This window comes from Paenibacillus sp. GbtcB18 (genome assembly GCF_019091125.1).
In the GTDB taxonomy this organism is placed as follows: domain Bacteria; phylum Bacillota; class Bacilli; order Paenibacillales; family NBRC-103111; genus Paenibacillus_F; species Paenibacillus_F chitinolyticus.
In genome coordinates this window covers 1,101,527-1,125,114 of record NZ_JAGXJX010000002.1, presented here as the reverse complement: position 1 = coordinate 1,125,114, position 23,588 = coordinate 1,101,527, and the positions used below count along the sequence as shown (strand labels likewise).

The following is a 23,588-nucleotide window of genomic DNA, read 5'->3' as shown; positions in this document are numbered from 1 at the left end:
TGCGGAAGTGGCTCAGCGGTAGAGCATCGCCTTGCCAAGGCGAGGGTCGCGGGTTCGATTCCCGTCTTCCGCTCCATTATAATAAGGCGCCATAGCCAAGTGGTAAGGCAGAGCTCTGCAAAAGCTTTACCCCCAGTTCGAGTCTGGGTGGCGCCTCCACCATTCTTTGCCGGAGTGGCGGAATCGGCAGACGCACAGGACTTAAAATCCTGCGGTAGGTGACTACCGTACCAGTTCAAGTCTGGTCTTCGGCACCATAAGTGCTAAAAATTTGTGCCCTTAGCTCAGCTGGATAGAGCGTTTGACTACGAATCAAAAGGTCAGGAGTTCGAATCTCTTAGGGCACGCCATACAAGCCGGTGTGGCGGAATGGCAGACGCGACGGACTCAAAATCCGTTTCTCGCAAGGGAGTGGGGGTTCAAGTCCCTTCACCGGCATCATAAAAGTCTGGTTCCAGTTTACTGGAGTCGGGCTTTTTCCCTTTTATATATGGAATTATGTAGAGTGTTAAATACAGAAAGAAAAGACAGGGGGCTTTTGTACAGTCATGTACAGTAGGGCCCCCTGTCTTTCTTTGTTGTTAAGAATGAAGATGGTTTAAGAAATCCGTAATCGCTTTGTTTACTTGATCCGGATGCTCCCGTACGGTAAGATGAGCGGAATCTTTAATCTCGGAGTAGGTTGCATTCGGAATGGAATCGGCCATTTTTTTCATGATCGCCGGTGGGGTGATCGAATCCTTTTCACCACCGATGACAAGGGTAGGGGCTTGTATGGTAGACAAAAGCTCCGTAGAGTCTTTTCTGAAAGCCATAGCTAAAGAGGCGTGGACAAGTCCCAATGGACTCATTCCGTTAATCTGATCTTGTAATTCGCCGGCTAGTCCGGAACCTTCTCCTTCGGATAGAAGTTTAGGGAGCATGGCTTTTGATGCTGCTTGGGGACCCTGTTCCAGGAGGGAAGCCGCCATTTTCATCCGGTTGATTTGTCCTTCCAGAGGATCGGCATCAGGGCGGGTATTCGCGAGTATAAGCCCATTGAAACGATCCGGTGCCTTGCGAAGGAGACTAAACGCTACATACCCGCCCATTGAGAAGCCGGCAAGCACCGCTTTTTCCACTTGAAGCTGATCTAAAAGCAGCAGAAGTTCATCCGCCATATGCTCCAGCGTAATTAGATCCTTGTGAGGCTCTGATTGGCCAAAGCCCCTAAGGTCGGGAGCAATGACTCTGTAGTTCGATTCTAACGCCGAAATCTGTTCCTGCCACATCCGATGGTCCAGAGGGAAGCCATGAAGAAGTAGTACGGCCGGACCACTTCCCCGTTCTTCATAAAAAGTTTTCAAGCCATGGATAGTTGTAAACATAACGCATCTCTCCTTAATTTAGTTGAATTAATCCTTCATATGTATGACAAAAATGCTGGTGCAAGCAAACCGGAAGAGTTGAGCAACCGTTCTAAGTGTTAATACTCCTTAACTACAAAAAAGTTTGTTTTAAAAAGGAATATCATTCAGCAGGCGGTGCAGACTTGACTTCAGAACGGCCAGCACATACAAACAGCTTCCTGACAAAAAGTGAGAACTATTTGAAAGGAATAAGCAGCTGTTTGTAGGACAGGTTTGTAGGACAGGTGTCTAGAACTGCTCGCCGGATAAATGATTCCTAAGATAAAGAATATCTTATTGCTATCTTGCTCTTTAATTCCCTCTTTAGTCATCCTTTAGAATGACGCAGCGCACGGTGCTCGGCGTCACATGGCGATGGTCAAGCACATGCACAAATGCCTGGAGGGTTCGGTAACTTAATTTTCAGTGGGCAATGAGTCTTGGAAAGCTCGGAATTTCTTGTGCATGTAATGTTTTCGAGCAGGAGAACATACCAAAGAAAGAAAAATGGTTCAGTTTTAATGTTTTAAAAAAAGACTCTAAAGAGTCTTATAATCGGATAGATTGTATATTATTCTCTTGTCATCTTAGAGCTTAGTATGGAAGGCAGGAGATTATAAAGGAGCTCCCCCTAGATGACATTGTCATATCCCTAAATTATTTCCCCGGAAATTTTTGGCATATTACCGAGTAATTTAAGAAAATCACGCGAATCATGCAAAAACGCCGATCTAAAATATTACCCATTTAACGATTGTATGAAACTCCTCGACAAGATATTTTAAAACGAATTTTTTCATTTTTTTATACGGGACTAACACACGTACAGATAAGAGAGAGACCCGATCAGACACTTAAACTCCCATACTATTAAGCAGGAGTGGTTGTGGACCGGTGATAGAGGCAGGGATTGAAAATAACGAGCTATACATAAGATGGGTCCGGCTTGCTTATAACCTTCAACAATGTTTGTGGATATTTGGGGAGGGGTAATAAAGAAGATAGCGAATAATGTTTAATACAGATTCGATTATGAACAAGTGTGCTTATAGGAGGAGGATTATCCATGAAACTGCTTACGTTTCTAGGTGAACAAGGGCCGAGGCTAGGCATCAGGCTGGAACAAGGTGTTCTGGACGTTGCCGAAGCGTTAAAAAATATGAAGGGTTACGAGGAAGGCAGTGTTCCTACCCATATGGATCAAGTTATTAAGGGGGGAGCGGAGGCGATTCAGTCTCTGCAAAAGGTTATCGATGATCTTCCGGACACTTCCGAGAATGAGCCTTATCTGTTAGAGGAGTCTCCCTTAGTGTTTGCGCCCTGCGTAACGGAGCCCGGTAAAATCATTTGTGTCGGTTTGAACTATCAAAAGCATGCGGAAGAGACAAAATCTCCGATCCCGGAGCACCCCGTGCTGTTTAATAAATTCAATAATGCTCTAACCGGGCATAAATGCGATGTTTCCCTGCCTAACGTAACTTCCGAGCTGGATTATGAAGCTGAGCTGGTGATCGTCATCGGTCAAAAAGCGAAAGATGTGTCGAAGGAAGAGGCAGCGCAATATATCTTCGGCTATACATGCGGAAACGATCTGTCTGCGAGAGATTTGCAGAGAAGAACTAATCAGTGGCTTCTGGGTAAATCTTGCGATGGCTTTCTTCCGTTAGGACCGTATATCGTCACGAGAGATGAGATCGGGAACCCGAACGAGCTAAAGATCCGCTCCCTCGTCAATGGAGAGCAGCGTCAAAGCTCGACGACAGCGGATATGATTTTCAAGGTGGAAGAACTGGTCAGCTACATTTCCCGACATATGACGCTTCTGCCTGGCGATATTATTCTAACCGGAACGCCCGAAGGAGTGACAATAGGTTACCCGCGGGAACAGCGCGTCTATTTGAAAGACGGGGATCAATTGAGCGTCGAAATCGAAAAGATCGGCACCTTGTCTAACAAAATCGTCGCGGAAGCGAAAGTCGGAGATGGCAAACCGGTGGGTCGTACGCTGGGTGTCTAAACACTTATCATTCATTGTGGAGAAATTGTTAAGATAATTTAATGAAATTAAACGGTGTAATCAGGCAAATCGTTTAAAGTTGTAAAAGGAGCTTTTCATTTATTTGAAAAGCTTCTTTTTTTATAACCAAAAAAAGCTTATAAAATAAAGATTAATGCCACATTTTTACTTACTTCGGACGTCTTTTTCCTTTTTAGGGGGCAGTATTACATTTTCCTAAAACTTCTTTAACAATTTGTTGCTATCCTTTAGTTACCGGAACGTTGGTCACAACGAATACGACAAATGAACGGGGATGATGTGTATGGCGAAAAAATCTTGGTCGACACAGGAGATGGAAAGACTCTGTATGCTTTCCAAAGAATGCCCTCCATCGGTAATTGCCAAGGAACTTGCCCGCCCGGTTACCTCCGTACGGAAGAAGCTGCGTGAGATCGGCGTCACGTATGTAAAGGGAGACGAGTGGAAGCGGAAGCAGGTTCAAATGCTGATCTCTGACGAAGCACGCGGAGAACTTCCACGCAGAAACAAGCAAGAATTGACCGAGGAAGCACAAGTCTTGAATGAATTTTGGACAACGCTGTTGTCGATGGCCAGCGTGGCCAAGAAAAAGGGAAAAAGAGTGGACGTTTTGTCCTTTATAGATACGTACCGTAAAATTAAGCTAGGCGGTTGAATAAGCATCTCTTGCGGAACCTTTTGAGGTTTTGCGGGAGATTTTTTTATAGGCAGGAGGCTTCCTCCGTTATTTTTTGGTATAGTGGATAAAAAAGAGGGGAGAGGAGTGTTCCCGTGACGCCTCAGATCGTTTCCATAAACGTAGGAAAACCGAAGAAAATCGTGTACCAGGGAAAAGAAGTGGAAACAGGTATTTACAAAGAGCCGGTTCATGGGCCCTTGTTTTTGTCGAAAACACAGCTTGAGGGAGACGGCCAAGCGGATCTGAAAGTCCACGGCGGCCCTGACAAAGCGCTTTGCGTTTACAGTGCGAACCATTATGATTACTGGGAAAAGGAATTGGGACAGCCTCTTTCTTTCGGAGCATTCGGAGAAAATATTACGATAAGCGGTCTTAAAGAAGAAGAGGTATGTATCGGGGATATTTATGAGCTGGGGGAAGCCTTGGTTCAGGTTTCACAGCCGAGACGTCCTTGTTTTAAGCTCAGTGTCCGCTATTCGGATGTAAAACTCCCCGTAAAACTGCAGGATACGGGTTATACCGGCTTCTACTTCCGTGTCCTGAAAGAAGGCATTATTCCGGAGAACCCTGTCTTTAGACTGGTGACGAAACATGCTCAGGGTTTAACCGTTGAGTTTGTAAATACATGCAAATATCACGAGAAGAACAATATTCCCGGAATCCGGATAATTTTGGCGAACGAAGCGCTCGCGGAAAGCTGGAGAGGATCTTTTGAGAAAAAGCTTGCTGAAGCAGTGGATTTGTCGGACCCTGCGCAAAGCGGCGGGGTGAAGGAATGACATCTATCGGTCTGCTAAAAGATAAATTTAACCGCATTCATGATTATTTGCGCATCTCGGTTACCGACCGCTGCAATTTGCGCTGTGTCTACTGCATGCCGGAGGAAGGGATGACCTTCGAACCGGATGATCGTCTGCTGAATTATGACGAGATTACGGAAGTTGTCCGGGTGTTGGCGGAGATGGGAGTGCGCAAACTGAGGATTACGGGCGGCGAACCGCTTGTCCGCAGAGATTTGTATGTGCTAATCCGGCAATTGGCGGCTGTCCCGGGCATCGAAGATATCGCTTTAACGACGAATGCCATCTTTTTCGCCCAGCAGGCCGAGCGGTTAAGAGAAGCCGGGCTGACGCGGATTAATATCAGTCTCGATTCTCTTCGTCCGGACCGTTTTAAGCTGATTACAAGGGGCGGAGACGTTGCCCGGGTGATGGCGGGAATAGAGGCTGCTCAGCGGGTCGGACTGTACCCCGTAAAACTGAATGTCGTACTTATGCAGGGACTGAACGACGACGAAATCGACGATTTCCTGCAAATGACGATTGATAAGGACATACAGGTACGTTTTATCGAATATATGCCGATAGGTCATCAGGATGACACCTGGAAACTCCGGTATGTTCCCCTTTCATCCGTGTTGGACAGGTGTTCCGAACGCGGGTGGAAAGTGGAAGACGTACAATCCGTAAAAGGGAACGGTCCTTCTCAAAATTACCGGATCGCGGGAGGTAGAGGATCGTTCGGTCTCATACATCCGGTGAGCGACCATTTCTGCGCATCCTGCAACCGGCTTCGGCTGACAGCGGACGGTAACATCAAGCCGTGCTTGTACTGGTCACACGAGTTTAACGTGAGGCCGTTGATCGGGGATGACCGGGCGATCAGGGAGTTATTTTATCAGGCATTGGATGTAAAGCCCGAAAGCCATGAAATGGCGAAAGCGCTCCAGGGGGACGAACCGTCTCACCTGCCGACCGTGAGACGTATGTCTCAAATCGGAGGATAAAGCCGGAGACGCGCCGCGTTATCTTTTTAAGAAGGAGGTCAACCTATGAGTGAAATCAGAAGACTGCGCCGGGAAGAACTCCGGGACAGCTTGGATTTGTCGATGTATGCTTTTCAATACGAGCTGCCGGAGGAAGAGCTTGTCGAAAGGCTCGCAACCATGAATCCCGAGGAAATCTGGGGATATTTTATAGACGGGAAAATGGCCTCGAAATTAACGATCCTGGATTTAACAACTTGGGTAAACGGGAAAAAGCTGAAAATGGGCGGGATTGCCGGCGTTGCAAGCTGGCCGGAAAATCGCAGGCAGGGAATGGTAGGACAGCTGCTGTCGAAAGCGCTGGAAGTGATGAAAGAGAACGGGCAGACCCTGTCGTATCTCCATCCGTTTTCATTCGCGTTCTACCGGAAGTACGGCTGGGAGCTGGCTATGACTTTCAAAAAAATCGAAATTCAAACCTCGCAGCTTCCCAAGCTGGGCGCTGCGGAAGGGCGGATCATACGGACGACTCCCAGTGCGGCCGCGCTCAATCCGATCTATGATGTGTATGCGGCGAGGTTCAACGGACCGATTACGCGTTCCGAGGAATGGTGGGAAACCCGTCTCCTTAAAAAGAAAGGGCACATGGCGGTGTATCTGAATGCGGCCGGGGAGCCCAGAGGATATATGCATTATTGGATCGAAAATCAGGAGTTCAAGATTCATCAGATGGTTTATCTCGATCAGGATGCGAAGCGGGGACTATGGAAGTTTATCGGCGATCACGATTCCATGTTCGACAAGCTGATCATGCAGGCTCCTCCGGACGAGGATTTGGCCTTTGAGATGGATGACCCGCGGATTAAACAGGAGCTGGTTTCGTATTTCTCGGCCCGGATTGTCGATGTGGAGGGACTCCTGGGTCAACTTCAGCTGCGGCATACGGGGCTGCCGCAGGAGGCGTCTCTCCGCCTGCACGTAACGGACGGGCAGGCGTCGTGGAACCACGGCACGTTCGAGCTTAGGCTGAACGCGCCGGAAGGCTCCGCGGTCGTCGTGAAGACCGCGGATGAACCGGCCGGCGGCAGCGGAGCCGCAGAGGACGGATTAGCGTGCGATATCCGCACGCTGTCCGTCCTGCTGCTCGGCGCCAAGAGCGCCGGCGAGCTGCACCGGATCGGTCGTCTGCAAGGCGACGAACGATCGGTAGAGCTGCTTGCGGCGGTGCTGCCCCGCCGCGTCTGCTACCTTCCGGACTTTTTCTAGTCCGGAAGAAGAAAAGCCGTACAGCCCGGATTTTTCGGGACTGTACGGCTTTTTGGCGCGGGGCGGACCGTGCGCCCCGCGAGGGCCGTTCGACAAACCGCCGGTTGGCGGGGGATTGTCGAAGAGGGGGGCGCTGAGCGCTCAATCAATGAAGCGATCCGGTTCGCGCTCGCCCGGCAAGAGCCATTCGACATCCGCAAGTTGGCGCGGGCGGAAAGTGGCCGCGGTTAGGCGTTAAGAACGCTCAATAAGCAGATGAATGTCCAGGGTCAATTCGGCTTCGTCCGTTAAGCGGGCCTCGTACTTTTGCCGGAGCGCATGGAGCAACTGCCGCAGCCGATCGATATTTTCGGACACCGCATCTTTGAGATCCGAGATACGGCCCTGGACAATCCAATCGAAAATAAACCCGTCCATAAAATAATCGGCAAACCCCAGAAAACCGTTATAATTTAGGTTCATTTCGGCCGTGCCCCCGACGTCCTCCAGCTCGCGCTTGAAGCGGCTCATCAGACCTTGAGCGTACTCGATCTGTTCCATCGCTTCATTCGCTTTGCTGCGTTTGAGATGGGTGGCGATCACGCCTCCGCCGAACATATCGTAAGTTCCCCAACTTTTGGCCGACCTCAGCAGATTTTCAGCTTCTTCGAGAGATTCGACGAGCTCGTAGCCCGCCTGAAGCGCTTCATCCAGCTCTTTAATCTCGGAGAGAGCCTGCCTTTTGGCTTCGTAGAGCCGATTCAACTGCAGGCGGAAATCCTCGCTCCGGCTGCGCAGCCATTCTTCCTTTTCCTGAAGCAGAGAAGCGGCTTCTTCCTCCCAGCCGAGCAGAGAAGACCGGCGCTGTTCAAGTTCCGCTGTCATCCGGGCTAACTCTTCTTCCGCCAGCCTTGTTTCCTCCGCACGGATGCGGGCCTGAATCGCTTCGGTTTCTTCTTTTTCCAGCTTTTCGATTTTTCTTCCCAGAACGGTATATAACAAATTGGTAAGGGACGCCTTCTCCAAACGCTCGACATCCCGCGTTTCACTCTTTAGAACTTTCTCGGCTGCCGCTCGCTGTTCGCCGGCCTGCTTCAGCCGGACTTGAGCTTTTTCCAGCTGCTTATTTACCGTTTGCAGCAGACTTTCTTTTTTCAATACCTCGTCGTACCGGTATTTCCAGTCTCCCCGCATTCGTTATCCCGCCTTCCTCAACCGGTTTTGCTTCTTTCCCTTCCATACGTTTGGCAGGTAACAGGGTTGCGTTTTGACGTTTTTAACGGTTCGGGAGGATGACTCTTAACCGAAATACGGTGTTTTCTGTTTACCCGGAGGCGGGGACGGGCTTCAAATAACGGAGCAGCCGTTCTTTTTCAAGGAAGGGCTTGACCTGGACGGAGGTTTTAAACAGAAACGGTTTTCCGGTCGTAGAAAAGACGAGAAGCAAAGGCTCGTTTAACCGCGACGGATCGAGAAACAGGAACAGTTCATTGGAGCTGCCCTGCATCCAGCGGTTATGTATGGCGAGGGGAGGATCCAGCGGAAGTTTCAGGACGACACCCTGCACATTGTCGATTTTCGTCTGAACGGCAATGTCTTTAATGCTTGCCAGCCAGCGGGAAGCTTCGGTACGGATTTCGTCCGTGACGATAAGTGTTTCAACTACTTTTTGTTTGTCTACATCGTACAGTTGTGCGCGAATTTCCCGGGAAAAGGCTCCGGAAGATGGGGGAACGGCATGTGACGGAGTGGCCTGAAGCCTGGCTGTCCACGGGCCGCCGGGAAGGACGATGCCGGATGTTCCTGCACCGGACGTGTCGAAAGAGGAGAATCCGGTTCCGGCCGCTTGTGCGGAAACGGCCGATGCGGGAACGAAACCGGCTGCGGTCGTGCATAATAGTGCGATCAGAGCGGTACGCGCTCCAAAGTTTAATTTAGTCATGGAAGTATCTCCTTGTGCCGTTGTTTGGTTGGACTTATTTTCTTATAAAGGCCCGTGAATTATTCCATGTCGGGAGCGGGAAAACGCATTCCCCGACCTTGGTCCAGGGGATTGGACCGCCAATAGGCGGTGTCGAATGCGCGGCGGATTCGCTACAATAAAAGCATCATTTCTTATCTTGGAGAGGATAGGCGATTGTGATATGCTATGTAAGGATTCGCGGCTCTAAATGACGGTACGCAGCGGCAAGAGTCAGGCGATACGACGGACGGACAAGATTACAGGCAGATTGCAGCCCGCAAAGGAGGTGCCCCATGGAACAACAAATGAAAAATAACCGCCACCGGAACACGGCTATGCTGTTGATCGCACTGGGGATTTTCCTCATTCTGGAACGGTGGGTCGGTATATTTGTGGTGATTGCCCTGCTGCTGATGTTTTTCGGCTTTTATAAAGTCCGGTATGAGAATGAGAAGAAAGGCGTTGCCTATATGGGCGTCGGAGCCGTCATTCTGCTGGGCAACAATTTCTCGCTGGTGCTGGCGGTTATCCTGATCTCGCTCGGGATTTTCTATATTAAGTCCAAGAAGGTACAGCCCGGAGACGATTTTATCCAGAAGCAGACCCTGATCGACAGCATCCGTCCCGGCAAAGAGCCTTGGGTGCTTAAAGACAGCAGCATCTGGTTCATTATCGGAGAAGCTCACTTGGACCTGTCTTACGCGATTCTGGAGAAAAAAGAAACGACGCTCGTTCTGCAGGGGATTATCGGAGATGTGCGGCTGATTGTGCCCGAAGAAATAGGCGTATCAATCGAAGCTTCGGTTACGGTCGGACAGATCAGTTCGCCTCTGGAAAAAGAATCTGGAATTATCAACAAACTTAATTGGATATCTCCTAATTACGAGTCGAGAGAACATCAGGTGAAACTAATCGTCTCTTATATCGTAGGGGATATAGACGTTCGCATGCTTTAGAACAACCAATCCGTCTACTGACAAGAGAGGAGAATGGTGCCGTGGACAGCTACAAAAAAAGACTGACGAATATGATCTGGCGAAGCATGGCGGAATCCATTGTTCTTTGTCTGGCGGTGCTTACTTTTATCGTCTATGTGCTTTATACCGCTAAATTTATAACTCCGCCCGAGACGTGGGCCCAAGGGATCAAAATCGGTGCCATGCTCGTCGGCGGGTCGATCATTCTGGGGTCGGCCTACGGGTATTGGAGCAGCAACCGGACGACACGCCGGCTGGAGCTGCTGATGGAAACGATGCAAATGCTGGAGATCGGCAGCATTTCCCGCTCGTCCCTGCCTCCGCTGGGCGAGGATGAGATCGGACGTTTGGGCGAACAGCTTGGCCGCATCCTGAAAAAGTGGGAGGAGCAGGTCGCTTCTCTCCAGCGTTTGTCGAATAACAATGCCCAGCTTGCGGAGAAGGCGCGGGTTTCCGCCATCATTGAGGAGCGGCAGCGTCTGGCAAGGGAGCTGCATGATGCGGTCAGCCAGCAGTTGTTCGCGATCTCGATGACGGCTACGGCGGCGCTCCGCACGCTGGACAAGGACTTCGAGAAAGCGCAGCGGCAGATTCACCTCATTGAGGAAATGTCCTCCGTGGCCCAATCCGAAATGAGGGCGCTGCTGCTTCACCTGCGTCCGGTTCACCTGGAAGGCAAACAGCTTTCCGAAGGGTTGATCCGGCTGCTGCAGGAATTGAAAGCGAAAGTTCCCATGGATATCATATGGGAAGTGGACGATGAAATTGCCCTGTCCAAAGGAATCGAGGACCATCTTTTCCGGATTGTCCAGGAAGCCATGTCGAATGCTCTGCGGCATTCGAAAGCGACCAGGCTGGAGCTGCGGATGCAGCAAAAATCGGGCTGGGTCCGCCTGCTTATCCGCGATAACGGGGTAGGTTTCGATTTGGACGAGGAAAAACAGACTTCTTACGGTTTATCCACGATGCGGGAACGGGTGAACGAGATCGGAGGATCTCTTCAACTGGTTACGGCTCCGGGAAGCGGAACCCGTATCGAAATCCGGGTACCGATAATGACGGAAGGAGAGGAAGCATAGTGGACATGGTTAAAGTGCTGCTGGTGGACGACCATGAGATGGTCCGGATCGGGCTGGCGGCCGTTCTTGGTACGGAAGAGGGAATCGAGGTAGTCGGCGAAGCCAGCAACGGGGAAGACGGCATTCGCCTGGCACAGGAATACAAACCGGACGTCGTGCTGATGGACCTGGTCATGGAGGGCATGGACGGCATAGAAACGACACGCAAGCTGCTCCAGCTTTACCCGGACTGCAAAGTTATCGTGTTAACGAGCTTTCTCGATGACGAGAAGATGTATCCGGTTCTGGAAGCGGGAGCGTTCAGCTATCTGCTCAAAACTTCCCGCGCCACGGAAATCGCCCAAGCTATCCGCGCGGCTGCGAAAGGGCAATCCATTCTGGAGTCGCAGGTAGCGTCGAAGCTCATGAACCGGTTCCGGCAGCCGAAGCCCGCCGCCGCTCCTCATGAAGATTTGACCGAGCGCGAAATGGAAGTGCTCCGGCTCATTGCCGCGGGTAAATCGAACCAGGAAGTGGCCGATGATCTGTTCATCGGAATTAAAACCGTTAAATTCCATGTGACGAATGTCTTGGCCAAGCTGGGCGTGGAAGACCGCACCCAAGCGGCCATTTATGCGTTTAAGCATGGTCTGGCGGAATAAAGCGCAACCTAAAAAGCCCGTACCGTGGAATGGCGGTACGGGCTTCCCTTTATACAGCGGATTCGAGGTCAAACTGCTTCCGGACGAACGGACGGTAGGCTTGCAGAGCTTTATTACGCTTCATCTGCTGCATAGCTGCGTTCGCTTGAACAAGCGATTCATCCGCTTCTTCAGGTTGCTCCGCCGGACCGGGACGGTCATCATCTTTGGGCCGTTTCCACTCGTTCGTTTCACCCAGCCTGCGAAGCATGGCGGGCATACCGGATTGCTGCCGGGCTTCTTTGCCGGAAGCGGCATCCCGCTGCTCAGCAAGGAACCCGCTCGTTGAGCCTTGCTCTGCCGGGCCTGCCTTGCCGCTCCGATCCTGCCGGGTATAGAGCATCTCCGGAAAGGACCCGCGCGGGCTTACAGAGCCCAGCCCGTTCATACGGCGGATGGCCTGAATCCGAAATAAGTTGGAATGACTGCGGTACGTCTCATTCACGTACTGGGGTGTAACTATATACATAACCGTCCGCCACCTTTCAGGAACGTGCTTTTAAGAATTCCTTCTTTTTTCGACTTCCATATAGTTACAATCATATTACCACGTTTTTAACGTTTTGAAAGCATGAAGTTAGACAAGTTTATAAATTTTTTTTATCGCTAAATGCCGGAACTACGGACGGTGAGCGCCGATAATTAGGAACAAGGAGAGGAAGACGGTTTGACGCTTCTCTTCCGCCGACTTACAATGAAGGCATATCAGACAGGGAAAAATAAAGGGGATTTGACAGTGAACGGGTCAACGATATTGGTCATCATCGGCTTTTTTGTCCTATGCGTCGTCTTTATGTGGGGCATGTCCAAAAAATATAAGAAATAAAACGGTATAAACTTAGAGGATGAATACCTGTTTACGGAGCAAAGCCTGCCATTTCGCATACGATGCAGTATCTGCAAACCGTGTGGAGGCGATGTTTTCTTGATCCGCAAACGAATTCCGGCCAAGGATGACAGGATACTGGTACGTCTGACTGAAAAGGAGCTTTTGCCTTACACAAGGATGACTGTACCGGAGGCGAACGTTAATCTTTCGGAAATGAAGAAAAGATTTAAGCTGGGTGAAACCTTTGTAGTTGACGAAGGGTCGTCCGCCGCGGGTTTTGTCAGCGTTCAAGTGTCGGATGACAGCCTGTTTGTCGATATGCTGGCGGTCGATTCGCGTTTTCAGGGACGGGGGCTCGGGACTTCTTTGATGGAGCACGCCGAAAGATACGGCCGTAAATTGAAATGCAGGGCTTCGCGGCTGTATGTGGATTCGGTAAACGAGAAGGCCATTTCCTTCTATTTGTCGAAAGGATATGCCATTAAAAGCTATGTGCCCCAGCTTCGTATTCATTTAATGGAAAAAGGGCTTTGAAAAAATGTTCTCCGCTCCGGCAAAAGAATAAAACCAGGAATGAGTCCATTCCTGGTTTTGGGGAATAGTAAAGAGAATGGCTTGCTTTCTATTGAAGTACAATGAGAGCGGCAATAAAATTTCGGTCCAGCACGAGAGGGGAATATCCCTCCGGGTGCGCTAGAACGGGCTGACTTTCTTCGGCAGCAAGTCTGACCGATTTTTTGCCGCCGTTCTTGGCCACTTTTATTTTTTTGGTTGTTTTGGAAGAAACACTTTTTACACCGGGTTTTTCGTTTAGAATCAGATTTCCACGATCGAGCCGGCTAAGTATACCGAAAATTTCCGAGCCGTCTCTTAAGTAAACGAGAACGGGGCTGCCGATGTGGGGTTTGATTTGCTCCCTGCTTGCGGGATCGATTCGCTGCACCGCGCTGCACCTCCATGGGGAGAATTCTGATAACAGCCTATGGCGGGAAAGCGGAAACGGATTGGACAGATGCCCGGTTTGCGAAAAAAAGTTGAATCCCTTATGCAATTTCGGTATGCTTATTCTAATCTAAAACCACAGAGAAAGAATGATGCGACGATGAATGGTGCTGTTTTTCTGATTTTCGGAGCTACAGGAGATTTGGCCAAGAGAAAATTGTTTCCCGCCTTCTACAGCTTATACCGTGAGGGCAAGCTGAATGAACATTTCGCCGTAATCGGACTTGCGCGCCGTTCCAGGACGAACGAGCAGTTCCGTGAAGATCTGCGTGATTCCATTAACGAATTCGCCCGTCATCATGTGCAGGACGACGAGGACTGGGCTAAATTTGCGGAACATTTCGAATATTTGCCGCTCGACATTAACAATGTGGACGGGTTCCGCCAATTGAACACGCTGACGCAGCAGCTGGACGTCAAATTCCAGACCGACGGGAACCGTCTGTTCTATCTGGCGCTTGCTCCGGAGCTGTTCGGCAACGTGTCTTACAATCTCCGCGAAGGCGGTCTGCTTGAAACTACCGGCTGGCATCGTCTCGTGATCGAGAAGCCGTTCGGCTACGATTTGGAATCGGCAGGCAAGCTGAACCAGCAGCTCCGTCAAGTGTTCGAGGAGAAAGATATTTACCGCATTGACCATTACCTGGGTAAAGAAATGGTCCAGAACATTGAAGTGGTCCGTTTTGCGAACGCCTTTTTCGAGCCGCTGTGGAATAACAAGTACATAGCCAACATTCAGATCACGTTGGGCGAAACCGTCGGCGTCGAAGACCGCGGCGGTTATTACGACCATTCGGGAGCTCTGCGCGATATGGCGCAGAACCATATGCTTCAGATGCTTGCCATGATGGCCATGGAGCCGCCGAGCCGTCTTCATCCGGAAGATATCCGGGATGAGAAGGTGAAGGTGCTGCGTTCCCTGCGTCCTTTCGAGTCCGCCGAAGAGGTCGCTAAGAATGTCGTGCGCGGCCAGTATACGGCAGGACAACTGAACGGCAAGGACATGCCTGCTTACCGCAGCGAAGAGAGCGTCAACCCTGAATCGAACACGGAAACGTATTTGGCGGCGCGTGTGTTTGTGGACAACTTCCGCTGGGCGGGAGTTCCGTTCTACATCCGAACCGGCAAGCGTCTGCCCGTGAAATCCACGGAGGTTGTCGTGGAGTTCAAGAACGTGCCGGACAACGTGTATCTGGCTAACAAGCATGACCTGCAGCCGAACCTGCTCGTATTCCGCGTGAATCCGATGGAAGGCATTTATTTGCAAATGAATGCCAAAAAGCCGGGCGCCGAGGGAGTCATTATCCCGATCGCGATGGATTTCTGCCAAAGCTGCCAAGTGGGGCTTAACACGCCGGAAGCATACGAGCGTCTGATCTTCGACGCTATGCGCGGAGATTCCACCTACTTCACCCGCTGGGACGAAGTGGCGCACGCGTGGCAGTTCGTGGACGCCATCGCGCAGGCATGGAAAGAAAACAACGGAGACCTTGCCCATTATCCGGCAGGTTCCTGGGGACCGGACGCAGCCAACGAGCTGCTCGCCGCGGACGGATTCAAGTGGTGGCCGGTGAACGGCCAGCATGAAGGCGAAGTCATCTGGGCGAGCCAGTCTTAAGCCGGCCGTTCCGGTTTCACAAACAAGAGGTTGACGGAAGCACCCTGCGGCTTAGGCTGAGGGGTGCTTCTTTTGCTGGCCGCTTACTTGAATGAGAAAAAGGGTGGGTCCGTATTTGGGAACACCGGGAGGGAAGCCATGTACCGCATTCTGATTGTCGAGGACGATGATAAAATCGCCCACATTTTGAAAGACACTTTAGCCAAATATGAATATGAGGTTTTCCGCGCGGTTCGTTTTCACGATATTAAGGGAGAGGCCGCGGAACTGGAGCCCGATCTGATTCTGCTGGACATCAACCTTCCCCGCTATGACGGGTTCTACTGGTGCCGTCAAATACGCACGTTCTCCAACGTGCCGATTATTTTCCTGTCGGCGCGGACGGGGGAGATGGACCAGGTGATGGCGATCGAAAACGGCGGCGACGACTATTTGACGAAGCCGTTTAATCTGGACGTCGTGCTGGCCAAGGTCAAAGGCGCGCTGCGGCGCGCATATGGGGAATACGCCCAGGCGCAGCCGTCCAGAGACGAATGGGAGTTGAACGGCCTTAAGCTGGATCGGATGAAGAACACTCTGGAATTCGCCGGGAAACGGATGGAATTGACGAAAAACGAGCTGCTGCTGTTCGACTGCCTGGCCCAGAAGGCGGGGAGTATTGCAGGCAGGGAGGAGCTGCTGGAGGCCCTTTGGGACGACGTTCATTTCGTCGATGACAACACGCTGACGGTGAATGTCACACGGGTAAGGCGGAAGCTGGAAGAAATTGGCCTGCCGGGTATTATCGAAACGGTCCGGGGCCAGGGCTACCGCCTTCAGACGGAATGGGGGAACACCGGCGATGCATGACAAAGCCTGGACGCGGAAACGATTTTTGTTCGACCGGCTTTTGTATACGGGAGCCTTCTTTTTGGCTATTCTGCTTGTTCTGGTCGTGTTGTGGCTGGACCGTATGGAGGCGGGGCTGCCCGTTAAACCGGACAATCTGATGTACTTGTTCCTGCTGGCCGGAGCTGTGTGGATGGCGGCACTGACTTATGATTATGTCCGGCAGGCCGGTTACGCAAGCGCGCTGAACAAAAGGCTCGGCGAACCCGCCCAAAGCTCGCTGGACAGCGCTTTATTCCTGCCGTCCCGGACGATGGAGCAGCAGGCGGTCAACGAGCTGCTGCAGAAGCAGCACCGGGCTTATTTGTCCACGCTGTCTTCTTACCGGGCGGCTCAGGAGCAGCATCTGCATTTTACGAACCAGTGGGTCCACCAGCTCAAAACGCCGGTTTCCGTCATCGACCTGCTTATCCAGCAGTCGGAGGGAACTCTGACACCGCCGGAACGGTTGCAGGAGCTGCTTACGAGCATTCAGGAGGAGAACGAGAAGATTGCATCGGGTCTCCAGATGATGCTCTACACGGCCAGGCTCGAAAAATTCGAGCTGGATGTCCATCCGCGGCGGATTGAGCTTACGTCTATAGCCCGGCGGATCGTGAACGACTATAAGAAAGCCTGTATCCGGGCGTCTATCTTTCCGAAAATCGAGTCGTCCGCTCCGGACATTTACGTGGAAACCGACGAGAAATGGCTCTCGTTCGTGCTTCACCAGCTTATCGGCAATGCGATTAAGTACTCCCGGAAGCGGGAAGGGAACAAGCCGCTCCTTATCCGGATTGAACAAAACTCTTACGGGACCCGGCTTGAGGTTCAAGACAGCGGCATCGGAATCGCTCCTGAAGATTTGCCGCGGGTCTTTGACGCTTTTTTCACGGGAGAGAACGGAAGAGGCGTCGTTACGGAGTCGACGGGGATGGGATTGTATCTCGTCAAGCAGGTCATGTCCCGGCTGGGGCACCAGGTTGACATACAATCCGAGCCCGGTCAAGGAACGACGGTCCGCCTGATGTTTCAGAGCCAGGGTCTCCACCGGTTCGGAGAGCGGGATGGAGCGGGCGGAGTGTAGTCCGGATCCGGGGTGACGAAAATGTAAGGTTAGACCGCCGCATTGAAAGGCAAATCAATAGGTAGCTTCTCCCCGGAGGTCTATACTAGGAACATAGACACGATCAATGGAGGGATACCGAATGGCGGTTTTGAAAGCCGAGCAGGTAACGAAAATATACGGAACGAAAAGCAATTTGACCTATAAAGCATTGGAGAACATCGGCCTTGAAATCGGCGAGGGAGAATTCGTCGGCGTTATGGGGCCTTCGGGAAGCGGGAAAACGACGCTGCTGAACATACTGGCCACGATCGACAAACCGACAAGCGGCCATATTGAGATCAACGGAACGGACCCCGCGGCTTTATCGGGAAAACAGCTCGCTTTGTTCCGGAGGCGTGAGCTGGGGTTTATTTTCCAGGACTTCAATCTTCTCGACACTTTGTCGATCCGGGAAAATATAATTTTGCCGCTTGCCTTGGACAAAAAGCCGGTGGCGGAAATCGAGAGCCGGCTTAAGCCGTGCGCCGAGCTGCTCGGGATCACGGCGATCCTGGACAAACGGACTTACGAAGTGTCCGGCGGTCAGAAGCAGAGGGCGGCCATCGCCCGGGCCATCATCCATAGACCGTCCATCCTGCTTGCGGACGAGCTGACGGGCAACCTGGATTCCAAAGCCGCCAAGGATGTGATGGAATCGCTGAAGGAGCTGAACGAGCAGCTCGGCGCTACCATTATGATGGTGACGCACGATCCCTTTGCGGCGAGCTACTGCAAGCGGATTGTGTTCATCAAGGACGGGAAGCTGTTCTCCGAATTGAGACGGGGAGCGAACCGGCAGGCCTTTTTCCAGCAGATTCTCGATTCGTTAAGTGTGCTTGGGGGGAATTTCGATGAATTTTCGACAGCTCGCCCTTAAAAATATCCGCGGCAATTGGCACCAATACGGCGCTTTTTTCTGGAGCAGCGTGTTCTCCGTTACGATTTTTTATATTTATTCCGCGTTTATTCTGCATCCGGACGTCATAAACGGTTCGATGCCGGCCGCATCTAAGATCCGGGAAGTGATGATCGCCTGCGATTATATCATTGTCATTTTCTCTTTCTTTTTTATCCTTTACTCGATGTCGGCATTTTTTAAATCACGGAAAAAAGAATTCGGCCTGCTGACGCTGTTCGGCATGACCAAAGGACAGATCCGCTGGATGGTCCTTCTGGAGAATGTGATTATCTCCATTCTTGCCGTCGCCTGCGGCATCGGAATCGGTTCGCTGTTCAGCAAGCTGTTCTTTATGGGGCTGGCCCGGCTGCTTGAGGTCGATTCCCCGATCCGGTTCGTCATTCCAGTAAAGGCGGTACTGCTCACGGTTATCGGGTTTCTGCTGCTGTTTCTGACCATTACTCTGCTGACCCTTTATCAGGTGGGACGCTCGGAAATCATCGATCTGCTCCGCGCTTCCAAACAGCCGAAAAAGATGCCGGCTTTCTCGATCTGGCTCGTGGTCCTCTCGGCCGTCTGTTTGGTCGCAGGCTATACGCTGGCTTATCAGATTACGTTGATGAATTTTATTGTCTATTTCATGCCGGTCGTCTTTCTTACGGTGCTGGGAACGTATTTTTTGTTTACCCAGGGCAGTGTGTTTATTCTCCGGAGGCTCCAGCGACGGACATCGCTTTATTACAATCAGACGAATCTGATTACGATATCGCAGCTGACGTTCAAGCTGAAAGACAATGCGCGGATGTTATTTATGGTTTCCATTCTGTCCGCCGTCATTTTGTCCGCATCCGGTACGGTGTATGTGATCCTTAAAGATACCCGCAACCAGCTCATGGAGCATTACCCTCAGTCCATCGCCTTTGCGGAAAAAGGGCTGGACAGTCACCGCGTACTGGATCCGGACGTATTGAAAAGCACCCTGAAACAAAACGGGGTGGAGCTGGATTATGAAGTGCGCATGGCGGGTATTCCGGTCCGTATCCCCGTCGAGCTTGGGGGCAGAGTCCGGGAGCAGCAGCTGTTCATCGTCTCGGAGGACGACTACAACACTCAGGCCAGACGGCTGGGCAGGCCGGAGCTGCGGGTGGAGCGGGGCCATGCCTCTTACATTTACCCGTATAAGGAGCAGCAGCGCAAGTCTTTCACTCCCGGTCAAAGCCTGGAAGCGAAGCTGAAAACGGGAATCCGCACCTTTGTGCTGGACGAACAAATTAACGGGTCCGTTGTTCCCACTCAGTTCGATATCTCGACTTTACTCGTGACGGATGCATCGGAGTTCAAGGAAATGATGGACGCCACCCCGAACGAGGACAAAAGCGTCTTATACGGCTACGAGATCAAAAATTGGGAGGAAGCCTCCCCGACCGTGCATCTCATCGAAAAAATGGTGCCCGAGCAGGAGAAGCAGAATTTCGGGACTCGTGTCAATCAGTACCTGGAAACGAAACAATTGATGTCGCTGATGCTATTCATCGGAATTTTCGTCAGTTTTCTATTCTTTATCGCCTCGGGCAGCATGATTTATTTTAAGCTGTTTACCGAGATCGAGGAGGACCAAGCCCAATTCCGGGCTCTAACCCGGATAGGAATCACGGATCAGGAAATCAGGCGGACAGTTTCCAAGCAGGTCGGGATGATCTTTTTTATCCCCCTTGTGGTCGGACTGGTCCATACATCCTTTGCGATGAAGGCGCTCGGTAATATGCTGATCTCGAACATATGGCCTTACGCGGCGGTGGTGTTCGTAATTTTCGCTCTGATGCAGACGCTGTATTTCTTGGCCGCCAGACGCTCGTACATGAAGAGAATTTTAGCGCATTCGGTTCGTTAGGATCAAAAGGCTTTTCTATCCCGCTGTCGATCGGCGGGTCGGAAAAGCCTTTTATTTTTAATTTGTAAATTGTTTGATATGTAAAATATTATGCATATTGATGATAAAAGACCAAAAAAGAGGTATAACTAAAATGTAAATCTATGGAATTTAATGATGGGAGAGATGAGAGATGTATAGAAAAGGGGACAGTCTGGACGATTTTATTTTATTCGATCGCATTTGGACCCGGGTCTGGCAGCAGCAGGGCTTTGAGCTGGAATTTACCCGCCGGGACGCGGATTGCTACCTGATTCTTTCCGATGACGGTGAAGCGGCCGGGACGGTTGAGTTCAAGCGCTATGACCCCGGCTGTCATCACATCGACGCTCTCGCTCCGTTCTCTGAACATCCCGCGCTTGGGCCGGGCAAGGCTGTGGAAGTGGACAAGGTGGCGCTCCTTCCGGAGTACCGGGGTCGCAACCTGGACAAGCTCATTTCGCTCATCGTCCATTACTGTGAAAATCGCGGCCGCACGCATATCGTGGCGCTGATGGAACCCAAACTGTGCAAGGCTCTGCGCATGGCATTCCGGATCAAGCTTGAGCGTATCGCGGAGCCTTTTCACTACAAGGGAGGGATGGTCGTACCCGTCGTATGCGACGTAAGCCGCCTCTACCTGAATAAACCCGCTTACGGCTGGCTGCTTCCGAATCCGGAACGGCCGGAAATCGTTCTGCCTGCCGTCGGCTCTTGAAAACGAAAACAGGAACACCCTCGTGCCGGGGTGTTCCTGTTTTCGTTAACCGCGGGTCATGGCCTTCAAATTCGTGATGAGGCTGTCCAGACGCTGGTAGCTTGTCACGATATCTTTAATGCGGGCATCATGATTCTCAAGTCCCGCCATAATCTCTTCGAAGGAAGCCATATTCTGTTCCGTGCTTCCGGCGATGGCGACGATTTCGTGAGAAATTTTGCGGTACTCCTCCTGCAGTAGCGCAACGGATTCTTCCACGTGATCGGACTGGTTTTTGACGAGTCCGGTATTGTCGGCTACCCGCTGGATGATGCTCTCGACCTGTTCGTTGGCGGCGCGTCCCGCCGTAATCGCCTGCTTCCCGAGATTCACCTGTTTGGTCACCTCGATGCTCGTGTGGCGGATGCCCTGGAGAATGTCGTTGATCTCTTCCGTGGAGCGGCGGGAGTTCTCGGCGAGCTTGCGGACTTCGTCGGATACGACGGCAAAGCCTTTGCCGTGCTCTCCGGCCCTGGCGGCCTCGATTGCCGCGTTGAGCGCAAGCAGGTTGATCTGAGATGTGATGTCGTTGATTAGCCCGACCATGCTGCCGATGCGTACGCCTTGTTCATTCAGATCATTCATCAAATGGACGGTCCGGTGAATGATGCTGTAGACGGTTTCGATTTCCGCACTGAGGGCATGAACCTGTTCGCTCCCCTGATTCGTCAAGCCGATATTCTCCGTAGACAGCCGCTGGAGCGTACCTGAGCCATCGGCTACGCTGGAGACGACCCGTTCGACTTCCTGGACGAAACCGCTGATATCCACAACAATTTGAGTCTGATGCTCAACGCTGGTAGAGACTTCGCCGAACGTGGCGGTGACCTCTTGCGAAATTTTTCCGGCTGTAGCCACATTCGTTTTGAGTGTGTCGTTGAATTCGTTTAACACTTGCACGGTAGATCCGACCTGTTCCAGCAGCGCGTCCGTCTGAGCCTTCGCGTCCAGGGTCTCCGCCTGCTTTTCCAGTACTTCTGTCTGAAGTTTCTCCGAGAATCGTGCGGAAGCGGCGGAAGCCGCGGCAATCATGGCGACGTAGAGCAGCAGGTTAGCGAGGGATTCTTTGGGGAACATGGCTTCGTAAAAATGCGGTTGGATGAATAAAAAGGCCGTTAATGCCCCTCCAAGTATGCCGGAGAATACGATAGGCCGATAATTGGAGTAGAGGGTCATCAGCGCGATGTTGACAAAAATGAGGTAATACGTGCTTGTCAGCGGTTCGGCATAAATCAGCAGGGTGGTCAAAACGGTTACGTTCACCGGAACAATATACATAACGAGCTGAGGCGCTATGTGTTTAACCGACATCAAGGTGCTGATTCCGCAAATCACTATACCGACAACGGCAAGCACAAGAACAACCTCTAAGCTGGCCGTCATAAGATCGATCACGATACCTAGAGCTAGCATGATCCACAGAATACGGTTAAGCAGTTTGTTCCTTTTAAAAAGCAGATGGTTCGATTCCATGATTTCCCTCATCTCTTAATATTTGTTTACTTTCACCTAATCGGTTGTTTATCGTAAAAAGTTTATAGAATTCGCTAAAAAATGTTAGTTTATTTTTGTGATTTTTTTTCGGAGGGCGCTTGAAGAATCCGCGTGCAGTGCGGCAAAAAACGGGTTATAATAGGGGGAAGCTTAGCCGGAAGGAGCTGGCAGATGGACAGGCGCTCGTTTCTCAAATGGCTGACCGCATTTTTCGCCATTCTGCTGGGGGCCGGTGCGGGAACCGTATTAAGCGGATTAAGGCGGAAATCCGGTCTTTCGGACCGTGAGTCTGCCGTGGTCCAGGCGGAAGAAGCCGAAGAGCTCCCGGCCGGAGAGGATCTTCAGCTTCCGGACGATCCGCAGGCGGGGAAGGCGCTCGCTACTTTTGCCATCATGAGCGATATCCACGCTTCGCCCGACGATCCGCTGACTTTGGAGCATTTTAAGTCCGCTTTGAGCGATATGACGGCCATGAAGCAGCCGGTGGATGTTCTCCTTCTGACCGGCGATTGTACGGACTACGGGAGAGAGCGGGATTACAAGGAGCTGGGCCGGCTTATGAAGGCGTACAAGCTTCCGCCCGTGCACGCCAATATGGGGAATCACGAATATTACGATCTTTGGCTGGACAAAACCGGCGGGTTTAACCGGGAGGGCATGCCCAACGGCAAGACCGACGCGATGGCCAGGGAAAGATTTTTAACATTTTTCGGGTACAAACAGCCGTATAACCGGATGGATTTGGAGGGCTGCACCATTCTGCTGCTTTCCCAGGAAGGCTACATGCAGGAGAAGCCCGAGGCGGGTGAAGGCGCCTGGTACACGGACGCCCAGATGGAGTGGTTTAAAGCCCAACTGGCGGGACTGGACAAAACGGCGCGGATCTTCATAATGATCCACCAGCCTCTGCCGATGCAGGGACGCAGCGGGGGAAGCCACCAGATCGTCCGCGGCAAGGAAATCCGGGAGCTGATCGCCCCGTACAAGAACGTTTTCGTTTTCTGCGGGCACCGGCATCAGGATTTCCAGAACGGATCGGCCCACTATCTGAAGGAGCCGTTTCACTATTTTCACAACTCGTCGGTCGGCCGGACATTGAATAAGGCTCTGCCGGATGCCCGAAAATCGAAGACGCAAGGTCTTTACGTCCAGGTTTTCGAGAATAAGGTTGTGGTCCGCGGCCGCGAATACGCCCAGCGCAGATGGCTGAAGGAAGCGCACTGGACGATCGCATTAAACAAGAAGAGCGTGTGACGCCGCAGACACCGGTAGCGGGCAGCGGCATAAGATGA

General features: G+C 51.6%; 22 protein-coding genes and 5 tRNA genes. 21 read left to right on the top strand and 6 right to left on the bottom strand.

Features of this window, described 5'->3' with window-relative positions; translation table 11 throughout:
* Position 1: 1 nt before the first annotated feature.
* The 5 genes from KVT34_RS10495 to KVT34_RS10475 all read left to right on the top strand — a co-directional run bounded on the left by KVT34_RS10495 (position 2) and on the right by KVT34_RS10475 (position 438).
* Positions 2-76: transfer RNA gene (locus tag KVT34_RS10495), tRNA-Gly, on the top strand.
* Between the two features lie 9 nt (positions 77-85).
* Positions 86-159 (top strand) — tRNA-Cys (locus tag KVT34_RS10490).
* Between the two features lie 9 nt (positions 160-168).
* Positions 169-257 (top strand) — tRNA-Leu (locus tag KVT34_RS10485).
* A gap of 16 nt (positions 258-273) precedes the next feature.
* Positions 274-350, top strand: a tRNA-Arg gene (locus KVT34_RS10480).
* 5 nt (positions 351-355) lie between these two features.
* Positions 356-438: transfer RNA gene (locus tag KVT34_RS10475), tRNA-Leu, on the top strand.
* A 143-nt stretch (positions 439-581) separates the two neighbouring features.
* Here KVT34_RS10475 and KVT34_RS10470 read toward each other — a convergent pair.
* Positions 582-1,367 carry an alpha/beta fold hydrolase gene (locus KVT34_RS10470; protein WP_217558508.1) on the bottom strand — a complete coding sequence of 262 codons (786 nt, stop codon included), beginning with the start codon at positions 1,365-1,367 and terminating at the stop codon, positions 582-584.
* 1,087 nt (positions 1,368-2,454) lie between these two features.
* Between KVT34_RS10470 and KVT34_RS10465 the strand changes: the two genes are divergently transcribed.
* The 5 genes from KVT34_RS10465 to KVT34_RS10445 all read left to right on the top strand — a co-directional run bounded on the left by KVT34_RS10465 (position 2,455) and on the right by KVT34_RS10445 (position 7,136).
* Positions 2,455-3,405, top strand: a complete 951-nt coding sequence (locus KVT34_RS10465; RefSeq protein ID WP_217558507.1) for a fumarylacetoacetate hydrolase family protein — start codon at positions 2,455-2,457, stop codon at positions 3,403-3,405.
* 304 nt (positions 3,406-3,709) lie between these two features.
* Positions 3,710-4,081: a hypothetical protein gene (locus KVT34_RS10460; protein WP_016423567.1), complete on the top strand. Its 372-nt coding sequence runs from the start codon at positions 3,710-3,712 to the stop codon at positions 4,079-4,081.
* 116 nt (positions 4,082-4,197) lie between these two features.
* A complete protein-coding gene (locus tag KVT34_RS10455; protein WP_217558506.1) occupies positions 4,198-4,884 on the top strand; it encodes an MOSC domain-containing protein in 687 nt (228 codons plus the stop codon).
* Entirely contained in the window at positions 4,881-5,891 is a 1,011-nt protein-coding gene (gene moaA, locus KVT34_RS10450; protein ID WP_217558505.1) for a GTP 3',8-cyclase MoaA, read from the top strand. The genes KVT34_RS10455 and moaA overlap by 4 nt, the downstream gene beginning before the upstream one ends.
* Positions 5,892-5,936: 45 nt before the next feature.
* Complete coding sequence (locus tag KVT34_RS10445) at positions 5,937-7,136, top strand: GNAT family N-acetyltransferase (protein ID WP_217558504.1); 1,200 nt, start codon at positions 5,937-5,939, stop codon at positions 7,134-7,136.
* A gap of 234 nt (positions 7,137-7,370) precedes the next feature.
* Here the strand turns inward: KVT34_RS10445 and KVT34_RS10440 are convergent, their stop codons facing one another.
* Both KVT34_RS10440 and KVT34_RS10435 read right to left on the bottom strand, forming a co-directional pair.
* Complete coding sequence (locus tag KVT34_RS10440; RefSeq protein ID WP_217558503.1) at positions 7,371-8,309, bottom strand: hypothetical protein; 939 nt, start codon at positions 8,307-8,309, stop codon at positions 7,371-7,373.
* Positions 8,310-8,439: 130 nt separating this feature from the next.
* A complete protein-coding gene (locus tag KVT34_RS10435; RefSeq protein WP_217558501.1) occupies positions 8,440-9,057 on the bottom strand; it encodes a hypothetical protein in 618 nt (205 codons plus the stop codon).
* A 314-nt stretch (positions 9,058-9,371) separates the two neighbouring features.
* Between KVT34_RS10435 and liaF the strand changes: the two genes are divergently transcribed.
* The 3 genes from liaF to KVT34_RS10420 are packed head-to-tail and all read left to right on the top strand — an operon-like array spanning position 9,372 to position 11,775.
* Positions 9,372-10,034 carry a cell wall-active antibiotics response protein LiaF gene (gene liaF, locus KVT34_RS10430; protein ID WP_217558499.1) on the top strand — a complete coding sequence of 221 codons (663 nt, stop codon included), beginning with the start codon at positions 9,372-9,374 and terminating at the stop codon, positions 10,032-10,034.
* Between the two features lie 41 nt (positions 10,035-10,075).
* Positions 10,076-11,134 (top strand): sensor histidine kinase, encoded by a 1,059-nt coding sequence (locus KVT34_RS10425; RefSeq protein WP_217558498.1) that lies wholly within the window; start codon positions 10,076-10,078, stop codon positions 11,132-11,134.
* A gap of 5 nt (positions 11,135-11,139) precedes the next feature.
* Positions 11,140-11,775 (top strand): response regulator, encoded by a 636-nt coding sequence (locus tag KVT34_RS10420; RefSeq protein ID WP_036739861.1) that lies wholly within the window; start codon positions 11,140-11,142, stop codon positions 11,773-11,775.
* A 49-nt stretch (positions 11,776-11,824) separates the two neighbouring features.
* Here the strand turns inward: KVT34_RS10420 and KVT34_RS10415 are convergent, their stop codons facing one another.
* A complete protein-coding gene (locus KVT34_RS10415) occupies positions 11,825-12,283 on the bottom strand; it encodes a hypothetical protein (protein ID WP_217558497.1) in 459 nt (152 codons plus the stop codon).
* A 456-nt stretch (positions 12,284-12,739) separates the two neighbouring features.
* Here KVT34_RS10415 and KVT34_RS10410 point away from each other — a divergent pair, with 456 nt between their 5' ends.
* Positions 12,740-13,177, top strand: coding sequence for a GNAT family N-acetyltransferase (locus KVT34_RS10410; RefSeq protein WP_217558496.1), 438 nt, complete (start codon positions 12,740-12,742; stop codon positions 13,175-13,177).
* Between the two features lie 88 nt (positions 13,178-13,265).
* On the opposite strand, the gene KVT34_RS10405 is transcribed toward KVT34_RS10410, so the two are convergent.
* Positions 13,266-13,586 (bottom strand): LSm family protein, encoded by a 321-nt coding sequence (locus KVT34_RS10405; protein ID WP_217558495.1) that lies wholly within the window; start codon positions 13,584-13,586, stop codon positions 13,266-13,268.
* A gap of 159 nt (positions 13,587-13,745) precedes the next feature.
* Between KVT34_RS10405 and zwf the strand changes: the two genes are divergently transcribed.
* From zwf to KVT34_RS10375, 6 genes are all read left to right on the top strand, one after another.
* Positions 13,746-15,263 carry a glucose-6-phosphate dehydrogenase gene (zwf, locus tag KVT34_RS10400; RefSeq protein WP_217558494.1) on the top strand — a complete coding sequence of 506 codons (1,518 nt, stop codon included), beginning with the start codon at positions 13,746-13,748 and terminating at the stop codon, positions 15,261-15,263.
* Between the two features lie 138 nt (positions 15,264-15,401).
* Positions 15,402-16,112, top strand: coding sequence for a response regulator transcription factor (locus KVT34_RS10395; RefSeq protein ID WP_217558493.1), 711 nt, complete (start codon positions 15,402-15,404; stop codon positions 16,110-16,112).
* Positions 16,105-17,217 (top strand): sensor histidine kinase, encoded by a 1,113-nt coding sequence (locus KVT34_RS10390; RefSeq protein ID WP_217558491.1) that lies wholly within the window; start codon positions 16,105-16,107, stop codon positions 17,215-17,217. The genes KVT34_RS10395 and KVT34_RS10390 overlap by 8 nt, the downstream gene beginning before the upstream one ends.
* 121 nt (positions 17,218-17,338) lie before the next feature.
* On the top strand, positions 17,339-18,115 hold the full coding sequence (locus tag KVT34_RS10385; RefSeq protein WP_009673076.1) for an ABC transporter ATP-binding protein: 777 nt from the start codon (positions 17,339-17,341) through the stop codon (positions 18,113-18,115).
* Positions 18,090-20,027, top strand: a complete 1,938-nt coding sequence (locus KVT34_RS10380; protein ID WP_217558489.1) for an ABC transporter permease — start codon at positions 18,090-18,092, stop codon at positions 20,025-20,027. The genes KVT34_RS10385 and KVT34_RS10380 overlap by 26 nt, the downstream gene beginning before the upstream one ends.
* Before the next feature lie 172 nt (positions 20,028-20,199).
* The gene (locus tag KVT34_RS10375) at positions 20,200-20,763 is read left to right on the top strand and encodes a GNAT family N-acetyltransferase (RefSeq protein WP_217558488.1); all 564 of its coding nucleotides are present in this window, start codon (positions 20,200-20,202) and stop codon (positions 20,761-20,763) included.
* 45 nt (positions 20,764-20,808) lie between these two features.
* Here the strand turns inward: KVT34_RS10375 and KVT34_RS10370 are convergent, their stop codons facing one another.
* Positions 20,809-22,275 carry a methyl-accepting chemotaxis protein gene (locus tag KVT34_RS10370; protein WP_217558487.1) on the bottom strand — a complete coding sequence of 489 codons (1,467 nt, stop codon included), beginning with the start codon at positions 22,273-22,275 and terminating at the stop codon, positions 20,809-20,811.
* A gap of 192 nt (positions 22,276-22,467) precedes the next feature.
* Between KVT34_RS10370 and KVT34_RS10365 the strand changes: the two genes are divergently transcribed.
* Positions 22,468-23,550, top strand: a complete 1,083-nt coding sequence (locus KVT34_RS10365) for a metallophosphoesterase family protein (protein ID WP_217558486.1) — start codon at positions 22,468-22,470, stop codon at positions 23,548-23,550.
* The last annotated feature ends 38 nt before the right edge of the window (positions 23,551-23,588 follow it).